The organism is Desulfocurvibacter africanus subsp. africanus DSM 2603, from assembly GCF_000422545.1.
GTDB classification, from domain to species: domain Bacteria; phylum Desulfobacterota; class Desulfovibrionia; order Desulfovibrionales; family Desulfovibrionaceae; genus Desulfocurvibacter; species Desulfocurvibacter africanus.
Genome location: NZ_AULZ01000039.1, coordinates 1 through 7,761, shown reverse-complemented (window position 1 = coordinate 7,761; position 7,761 = coordinate 1). Strand labels below are relative to the sequence as shown.

Genomic DNA, 7,761 nt, shown 5'->3' with positions numbered 1-7,761 from the left:
AGACATGGGGAATCGTGATTCTAGGTGATACAAACTAAAGCGGACTTCAAATCCGGTGGACGGTCGAAAGGTCGTCGGTAGGCTCGACTCCTATATGCTTCCGCCAAGGTTAAAGAAATTTAGTAAGCCCGCAGGGAAACCGGCGGGCTTTTTTTGTCCATCGAGGAGGACATGGGGAACAATAGTCGCTGGATAGCGGATAATCTTTCTTAGAGCAGATCGCTTTTAAGACGCCCGCTCCGGCGTTGACGGCGCAAGTGAATTGCGCCTACGCCTATGCGGCGGCAAGCCATGCCGACGCATGGCTTGCAGAGCATTTTCAAAAGCAAAATGCTCTAGGAGCCACGGTCATTGCCAGGAAGATCATGCCCTTCCGGCCGAGGTCTGTGGGCAATGGAGAAAGCAGCATTACCAGCGCTGAGGCGAGAGCCACGAATAGCCAGTATCTCTCAGGAACCGGAGCAGGAGTGCATGCTCATTTGCGTACAGGGCCAAAGGCCAGCAGATACAGCAAATGCTCATCAGGCGTCAGACCAAGCACCTGGTCGACTTCAGCATCGAAAAATGCCCCAATTCCACAGCAGCCCAGGCCAAGGGCCGAAGCAGCCAGATATGCGCGCTGGCCGAGCTGGCCGCTCAGCAGATGCGCCAGGCGGTATGCCCTGGGTCCATAATCCAGCTCCAGGGCAGGCAAATTCGCCCAGACCAGCACGATCAGGGCAGCCTGGGCCATCCAGGCCTGGCCCAGGCATGCCGAGGCCAGTTCGTTGGCCAGAGGCTTGGCGTGCAGTAGCTTAAGCCTGCCATCCGATTCGAGGCTGTATAGGCCAGGGGCCAGGCCGTGGACCCTTTCGGCCATGATCCCAAGCCGCACTACCCCGTCTGCCTGCAAGCCGGCGAGCAGGGAGAGCAACATATCAAACTGCGTACGGGCGAGTTCTTCCAGCGTGAACTTGCGTTGCGAACGCCGGTGTTGCGTGGCTTTGGCATATGTGCCGAGGCTGCCCACACCGGTGGAGGGTTTCGGAAATCCGCACGCCAGGGGCGTCAAATCCAGTGGTCGCGAGAAAGGTTTGCTGGTCGCTCTGTGAACCTCCATGAGTTCCGCGGGGGGAAGGTCGTCTTTGGCGCAGCGGCTCGCGGCAATGAGTATGGATTCGTCCGCCGCCAGCTGATCAGCAGGTGGCTGGGGAACCGGATCGCTCGTGGCGGCGGCCAGACATGCTTCCCGTTCAGGGTCGAGGCACAGCTGCCTGTTCGTTTCCTCATCCGGGAAAGCATAACAGGGCTGTAATTCGATCCCCAGACTCATGGCCGCCCGGAGAAGGTTTTCGAGCAGGTGCCCTGTATCCAACAAGCAGTATCGATACGCCCTGCTGCCATATTTCCAGACGGCTCGGTGAAAGATAGCTGTAATATAAAAGGTGAGCCCCCGACTCGCTCCTGCGTATTGCCGCAGCAGGCGGAGTTCGTACGTAAAGGGGTTGTAATGGTAGAGTCCGTCGGACAAGCCGGCAATTCCCTTGGCCTGGATATAGAGTTCGCAGGGATAGAGGGCTCCGGCCGACGGGCAGCTCAAAAGTCGTAGCGCTTCGCCCATGCCGCGGTATTGGGCTGTTACCGAGTAAGCCAGAGAAAGCAGAGTGGATAAATCGACAAGAGTAACTTGCTGCCTAATGTTTTGGGGAGGAAGATGATTTGACAAAGGCGCATCAGACAGGCTCTCGCTCGGCTTCAGCTTGAGCCTAGGCAGGCCAGGATAGCTCTTGGGGCAAGTCGGCTTGCTTCGCCAATCCATGCTCCCGCCTCGCAACGTGCTCCTGCTGAGGCTGGAGTGCTGATGATAGCTCAGGATCGGTGTGGGAGTGCCCATGACATCCCCTTCTCTAGCGATTCCCAGAAAGAATAACGCAGGGCGATTGCGGATACAAGACGATTATGGTTGCTAACTTATGGCACATGGGCGGTTCTTGACGTGCCGCGGACTCCTGTGGGACTACAACTCCTGTCGATTATTCCTAGGGAGGCCTTTATGACCCGGACGCCCCTGGCTGCTTTGCACCGCCTCGTCTGGACCGCGCTGATGGCCGCATTGATCGCGGCTGGGGCGTTTTTGCACTTTCCCTTGTGGGGCGTGCCATTCTCGCTGCAGATATACTTTACCTTTCTGGCCGGACTGGCGCTTGGGCCTCTGTGGGGTGTTGGTGCAGTAGGCTTGTACATTCTGGCCGGCCTTATAGGCTTGCCGGTTTTTGCCGGTGGCAGATCCGGTCTGGCCGTGCTGCTTGGACCTACAGGCGGCTATATTTTCGGCTTTCTGGCCTGTGCCCTGATCATGGGCTTTGCCAGTCGCGTCAAGGGCCCTGTTCTCTGGACCCGCGGACTAATCTGGGGCCTTGTGGCCATTCTGGCGGTCTACGTTCCAGGTGTGCTGCAACTCAAGAGCATGCTTGGCATAGGCTGGGACGAGGCCCTGACCATCGGAGTGGCTCCCTTCGCGCCGCTCGACATCATCAAGCTGGTGCTGGCCATCGTCACCCAGCGCTATATGAGCCGAAGCAGGCTGCTTCCAACTTGATCCATCTCGCCGACATCCACTTCACATACGACCGGACCAAGGTCTTCCAGGGCATATCCCTACGTCTTGAGCGCGGTCTGACCCTGGCGCTGGTTGGAGCCAACGGCAGCGGCAAATCCACATTGCTGTCCTTGCTGGCCGGCTTGTATGTGCCCGATACGGGCAGTTTGAGCGTAGCCGGATATGCTTCTCCGGGGCAAGAGAAGGCCATCCGCCTCCTGAGCGGGTTGGTTGTTCAGGATGCGGATTTGCAGATTCTTGGCGCCACGGTGGGCGAAGACTTGTGCCTCGGACTTGATCCCGAAGATGCTGTAGGCATGGCCGAAGCCAGGCGCCTTGCTGCAAGTTTTTACCTTGAAGAATTGTGGGAAGAACCTGTGCAGGTTCTGTCCTGGGGCCAGAAACGAAAGCTGTGCATTGCGGCCGCCCTGCGCCGGAAACCGAAGCTCCTGCTCCTGGACGAGCCCTTCAGCGGACTGGACTATCCGGGCATGCGCGAAATGCGCTCAGTACTCCTCGCCAATAAGGCGGCCAAACTGACGCAGGTCATCTCCGCGCATGACATTGAACCTCTCGCCGATATCGCCGACTTGTGGGCCGTGCTGGAGAAAGGCAGACTGGTCGCGTGGGGCACGGCTGCGGAGGTTTTCCCTCTCTTGGCCGGGCACCACGTGCGTCCGCCGTGCTCCTGGCAGGCCGGCTTGGGCGTCAGGCCATGGGAGTAACGCGTGCAAAGGTTCATACGGACCTTTGATCCGCGCCTGAAGATCGCCCTGGGGCTGATGCTGGCCGTGCTTATATGGGTTGCCGGTCCCGTAGGAGTGGCTGCCTACGCTTTGGGCCTGACCGCCATGTTTGTGGCTGCGCGGCTTGGACCGGTATTCTCGCTGGCATTCAAGAGCTACCTTCTGTTTCTGAGCATCTGGACCGGCCTCAAGATCCTTGTCGGTGCGATCGCGGACTTGCCCCTGGATCAGAATCTGGCCGAAGCTGGATTTTTAGCCATGCGTTTGTACACCTTGCTGGCCACGGGTCTGATTCTGTCGGCCTCCTCCTCACCACGCTCGCTGGGGCTGGCCGTGAGCTGGTATCTGCGCCCGCTGGGACGCTGGACTTGGCAGCCCGCTTTGGCACTGGCGCTCATGATCCATTTTCTCCCGCTCATTGGGCAGACATTCGCTCAGATCAGGCAGGTAATCGGCCTGCGCTGCCATGGATTGCCTGCCCACAGTCGCCTGATCCTGCTGTTGCAGGCATCTTTGCGCGCACTGGCCCAGAAGACCTGGGATCAGACCTTGGCTCTGGCCGGTCGCGGGCTTGATGCGCCCGAGGCCTGGCAAGCGCGCATGCCGTGGGTGGCCAGAGATCTGGCTGCCGGTTTTGCGTTGGCGACGATTCTGGCCGCCTTGGCCTCATTCTGATCTTGAGCAGACGGAATCCATTTCCAGCCCCGCAGTTCCATGCTCTGCCTTGAACTCCTTTTCAGAGCTGAACTGGCAATTCTTCCAGGCCGAGGCTTGGTTCAAACCGGTGACTGCGGCGACAGGACCAACTGTGGGCAAGTTATGGCCATGACTTGGCTTTACGGGCCGCTGAAACTGCTTTATGAGTTGCTCCATGCACGAGATGTCAATCGCCCAGAGCCTGATCGATATCGTCGACCAGGAAATGAAGAAGCACGGCGTCACCAAGCTGCTCAAGGTCAAGGTCATGCATGGTCGACTGGCCAACGTGGTGCCCGAGGCCCTGCACTTCGCCTGGCAGGCCCTGACCCTCGAAACACCGTTTGAAGGCGCCGAGCTTGTGACAGAGGAAGTACCGCTCAAGGTTCGCTGCAAGCAATGCGGGATCACTTTTGAGCCGGAGGATGCGACCCTGCTGCTCATGATCTGCCCGCAATGCGGTGAGGAGTTCGGCCATGAGGTGCTGAGCGGCAAGGAATTGTACATCGAAAACCTCGAGGCCGAATGAGCCTTGGGATGCAAAGGTGCGTTTGACATGGAGATACCCATTGTCCGAAACCTCCTTGAGGCTAACAAGCGCATTTCAAAAGACCTCAAGCGCCGTTTCGACGAAAAAAAAGTTCTGGTGCTCAATCTCATGAGCTCGCCCGGCGCGGGCAAGACCTCCTTGCTGGAGCGAACCCTGCGCGACTTGAAGGCTGAGTTCCGCATGGCGGTCATCGAAGGCGACCTGCAGACTGACAACGATGCGCGGCGCGTGGCCGCCACCGGCGCCCAAGCCGTACAAGTCAACACCGATGGCGGCTGCCATCTTGACGGCAATATGATCCAGGCCGCTCTTGAGAGTATCGAGCTCGATGGCCTGGACATCCTGTTCATCGAGAACGTGGGCAATTTGGTTTGTCCGGCGGAGTTCGATCTGGGAGAAGACGCCAAGGTAACGCTGCTCTCGGTAGCCGAAGGCGATGATAAGCCCGAGAAGTATCCGCTCATGTTCCATATCTCCAAGGCCATGGTCCTCAATAAAGTCGATTTGCTGCCCTACGTGGATTTCGACCTGGAAAAGGCCAAGGGCCATGCTCGCAGGCTCAACAAGGACTTGGCGATATTCCCTGTGTCCTGCCGCACGGGCGAAGGTCTTGCGCCCTGGTATGATTGGCTGCGCCGAGAGCGTGCCGCCAAGCTGTAGCCTGTTTGCATCTGTGAATATGACTTCCACAGGCTGAGCCGTTCGCCCGGTGCCGAAGGGGAACGCGCAGTCCGCAAGGCAGCTTACGGGGTTCCAGAAGTCGCTTTTCCCCAGGTAATAGCGATTTGCTCTTTACCAGCTGCGAGCCCTTGATATAAAAGGCCCTTCGCGACTTCGCCAGCGTAGCTCAGTTGGTAGAGCAGCTGATTCGTAATCACATGGCGGGCTTCGGCCCGCCTTTTCTTTTTGGCCTACTGTCCGCAATTTGTCCGCATTACGTTAGACAAGCCCCCTTGCCCTCTCCCCTGCCCACGCTATCCACTCCCTATGCCTCCTCTATGTGATATCTGTTTCCATGGGTCCTGTTTTTTGATCTACATGTGCTCCAGGTCCGCTGGAGTTCCCTGTGCAATGCATAATCCATTTATTGTGAACTAATCATATCTGGCAATATGCTACGAATCGTAAACATATTTGCCTTCTTCATTGTTAAAGACTATAATTTTAGCATTACGCTTATATTTTTATCTCAAAGGAAGGATGTACATGAAACGCATTTTGCTTGTCTTGTGCCTTGTCCTACTACCTGTGCTAGCCCACGCCGGAGACACCCCGTTCGACGGCTTCTACATCGGAGCAAAGGCTGGCCTTGAGTCCTACGATGTCGATGTGGAGTACGACTTGGGCGGGGGCGGCTCGCTCGATGACGAAGCTGACGATTCTGGATTCGTTGCCGGTGCTTACTTGGGCTATGGCCGCACCATCAAGAACGTCTTCTACCTGGGCTGGGAAACTGACGCCATGTATCATGGCATGGACGGAGAATTCGATTATTACCAGGGTCATTACTACGAGTCCCTAGATATGAATTGGTCCCTTGGTGTGAAAGCCCGCCTGGGTGGCGTCATTGCAGATCGCCATTTGGCCTACGGCCTGGTCGGACTGCGGATTGCAGGTTTCGACTACAGGAATGATACTGGCTATGCTGTCGACGATGAAGAGGAGAGCCCGGTACTGCCTGGATTCACCGTGGGCGGTGGCTATGAGTTCGCAATAACGAAGCACCTCATCGCCCGCGCGGAAATTGCCTACACTGCCTACGCCGCATACGAACTTGAATATGTTGGTGGCCCCTTAAGTGGCACCGAGGAGTCAATTTCGCCAAGTACCTTGGATTATACCGTGGGCTTGGCCTGGAACTTCTAGTCGCTTAATTGTCTTTTCGAGCGCAGCTAGGCTCAATAAGGTGGCGCACAAATTATTTGGTGCGCCACCTTATAATTCTAAGTCTTACCATTTAGAAGTTTGTCGACTGCCACGGAGCGAGCCAGGGGCAGCCTGCCACATCCTGGGCTGCGCTTGCTGTGATGCCGGAAAACAAGTCTATCCACTGCCGACCTGCCCTGACACACCTTTGTTGAATTGGTTGTCAGGTTAGAGCATTTTGCTTTTGAAAATGCTCTGCAAGCCATGCGTCGGCATGGCTTGCCGCCGTGTAGGCGTAGGCGCAATTCACTTGCGCCGTCAACGCCGGAGCGGGCGTTTTAAAGCACTTTGCAATTAAGCTGAGAATACCCACAGGCTTTGAACCATCCTCTGGCATTCTCAGGAGTGATCAGGTCAAGGGCTGCTGCGATTGCTGCATAAAGAGCCTCCTGAGTGCGTGCTTTCGCGCTTCGGAGGCTCTCTTTCACCTTGCTCCACATTTGTTCGATGGGGTTTAGGTCCGGCGAGTACGCAGGCAGCCACCAGAACTCGGCTCCAGCTTGCCGTATAAGTTCTTGAGCTTGCTTGTCCTTATGGGCTGACAGGTTGTCAGCCACTACGATATCCCCAGGTCTAAGCGTCGGGGCTAAAATTGTGCGGATGTATTCCCGAAACACGCGTCCTGTTGTCGCGCCTTTGATGGCCATGCACGCGACCTCTCCATCAAGCCGGATTGAGGAGATCATGGTCGTGGTATTCCAGTGCCCTCCCGGAGCATGGTCATGGCAACGCTTGCCGCCAAATGCACGTCCTCGCAGCCTGGTCATGTTCGTCTTTGCACCAGACTCATCAATGAAGACAAAACGGCGGGAATCTGTATCTGCTTGCAGGGACGACCACGTCACGCGTGCGACCTTGATATCATCTCTTTCTTGCTCGTCGGCACGCAGAGTTTTTTTTGAAACTCAAACCCAAGCGCTTGAGCGTCCTATGAATGGTCGAAGGATGGCAGCTTAAGTTCAATGCAGCCTTAAGCTCTTCCAAGGTCATGTCCGGCTTTTGTTTGACCAGCTCAAGAAGCCTGCTTTCTTCTTCCTGCCCAAGTGAGCGCGGTCTGTTGCCAGTGGGCCTGGGTCCAATCTGGCCGGTCTTGTTTTGTCTCATCCAGCGATAGACTGAACTCACGCCAGCTTGGAAAAGCCTGGCGACCACCTTTGGGTGCTCGCCATCATTCAGGGCATCCAGGGCCAGCCGTCTTTTTTCTTCCGATGCTATTGGCATGCAGACCAGCTAACAACGCTCACTAGAATTGCAAGTTGCTTTAA

The 7,761-nt window shown here is 56.7% G+C and carries 9 protein-coding genes and 1 tRNA gene; 7 read left to right on the top strand and 3 right to left on the bottom strand.

The window, feature by feature from the left end:
• Positions 1 to 8 precede the first annotated feature (8 nt).
• Positions 9 to 106: transfer RNA gene (locus tag H585_RS23310), tRNA-OTHER, on the top strand.
• A 369-nt stretch (positions 107 to 475) separates the two neighbouring features.
• On the opposite strand, the gene H585_RS0117665 is transcribed toward H585_RS23310, so the two are convergent.
• A complete protein-coding gene (locus tag H585_RS0117665) occupies positions 476 to 1,798 on the bottom strand; it encodes a SagB/ThcOx family dehydrogenase (RefSeq protein ID WP_027368799.1) in 1,323 nt (440 codons plus the stop codon).
• Positions 1,799 to 2,032: 234 nt separating this feature from the next.
• On the opposite strand from H585_RS0117665, the gene H585_RS0117660 reads away from it, so the two are divergent.
• The 6 genes from H585_RS0117660 to H585_RS0117635 all read left to right on the top strand — a co-directional run bounded on the left by H585_RS0117660 (position 2,033) and on the right by H585_RS0117635 (position 6,436).
• Positions 2,033 to 2,578 (top strand): biotin transporter BioY, encoded by a 546-nt coding sequence (locus tag H585_RS0117660; protein WP_027368798.1) that lies wholly within the window; start codon positions 2,033 to 2,035, stop codon positions 2,576 to 2,578.
• A complete protein-coding gene (locus H585_RS0117655) occupies positions 2,575 to 3,303 on the top strand; it encodes an energy-coupling factor ABC transporter ATP-binding protein (protein WP_027368797.1) in 729 nt (242 codons plus the stop codon). Before H585_RS0117660 ends, H585_RS0117655 begins: the two co-directional genes overlap by 4 nt.
• Before the next feature lie 3 nt (positions 3,304 to 3,306).
• The gene (locus H585_RS0117650; protein ID WP_014261211.1) at positions 3,307 to 3,999 is read left to right on the top strand and encodes an energy-coupling factor transporter transmembrane component T family protein; all 693 of its coding nucleotides are present in this window, start codon (positions 3,307 to 3,309) and stop codon (positions 3,997 to 3,999) included.
• Between the two features lie 196 nt (positions 4,000 to 4,195).
• A complete protein-coding gene (locus H585_RS0117645; RefSeq protein ID WP_014261212.1) occupies positions 4,196 to 4,549 on the top strand; it encodes a hydrogenase maturation nickel metallochaperone HypA/HybF in 354 nt (117 codons plus the stop codon).
• A 27-nt stretch (positions 4,550 to 4,576) separates the two neighbouring features.
• Positions 4,577 to 5,230 (top strand): hydrogenase nickel incorporation protein HypB, encoded by a 654-nt coding sequence (gene hypB / locus H585_RS0117640; RefSeq protein WP_014261213.1) that lies wholly within the window; start codon positions 4,577 to 4,579, stop codon positions 5,228 to 5,230.
• A gap of 546 nt (positions 5,231 to 5,776) precedes the next feature.
• A complete protein-coding gene (locus tag H585_RS0117635) occupies positions 5,777 to 6,436 on the top strand; it encodes an outer membrane protein (protein WP_027368796.1) in 660 nt (219 codons plus the stop codon).
• Positions 6,437 to 6,774: 338 nt separating this feature from the next.
• Here the strand turns inward: H585_RS0117635 and H585_RS23760 are convergent, their stop codons facing one another.
• Together H585_RS23760 and H585_RS23755 are read right to left on the bottom strand one after the other, a co-directional pair.
• Entirely contained in the window at positions 6,775 to 7,341 is a 567-nt protein-coding gene (locus H585_RS23760) for an IS630 family transposase (RefSeq protein ID WP_244432615.1), read from the bottom strand.
• A gap of 16 nt (positions 7,342 to 7,357) precedes the next feature.
• Complete coding sequence (locus H585_RS23755) at positions 7,358 to 7,717, bottom strand: helix-turn-helix domain-containing protein (protein WP_244432613.1); 360 nt, start codon at positions 7,715 to 7,717, stop codon at positions 7,358 to 7,360.
• Positions 7,718 to 7,761 lie beyond the last annotated feature (44 nt).

Bases quoted from the DNA above. Each gene is read 5' to 3' on its own strand.
- H585_RS0117645 (WP_014261212.1), top strand. From the start codon at position 4,196: ATGCACGAGATGTCAATCGCCCAGAGCCTGATCGATATCGTCGACCAG.
- H585_RS23755 (WP_244432613.1), bottom strand. From the start codon at position 7,717: ATGCCAATAGCATCGGAAGAAAAAAGACGGCTGGCCCTGGATGCCCTG.
- H585_RS0117635 (WP_027368796.1), top strand. From the start codon at position 5,777: ATGAAACGCATTTTGCTTGTCTTGTGCCTTGTCCTACTACCTGTGCTA.
- H585_RS0117665 (WP_027368799.1), bottom strand. From the start codon at position 1,798: ATGGATTGGCGAAGCAAGCCGACTTGCCCCAAGAGCTATCCTGGCCTG.
- H585_RS0117660 (WP_027368798.1), top strand. From the start codon at position 2,033: ATGACCCGGACGCCCCTGGCTGCTTTGCACCGCCTCGTCTGGACCGCG.
- hypB (WP_014261213.1), top strand. From the start codon at position 4,577: ATGGAGATACCCATTGTCCGAAACCTCCTTGAGGCTAACAAGCGCATT.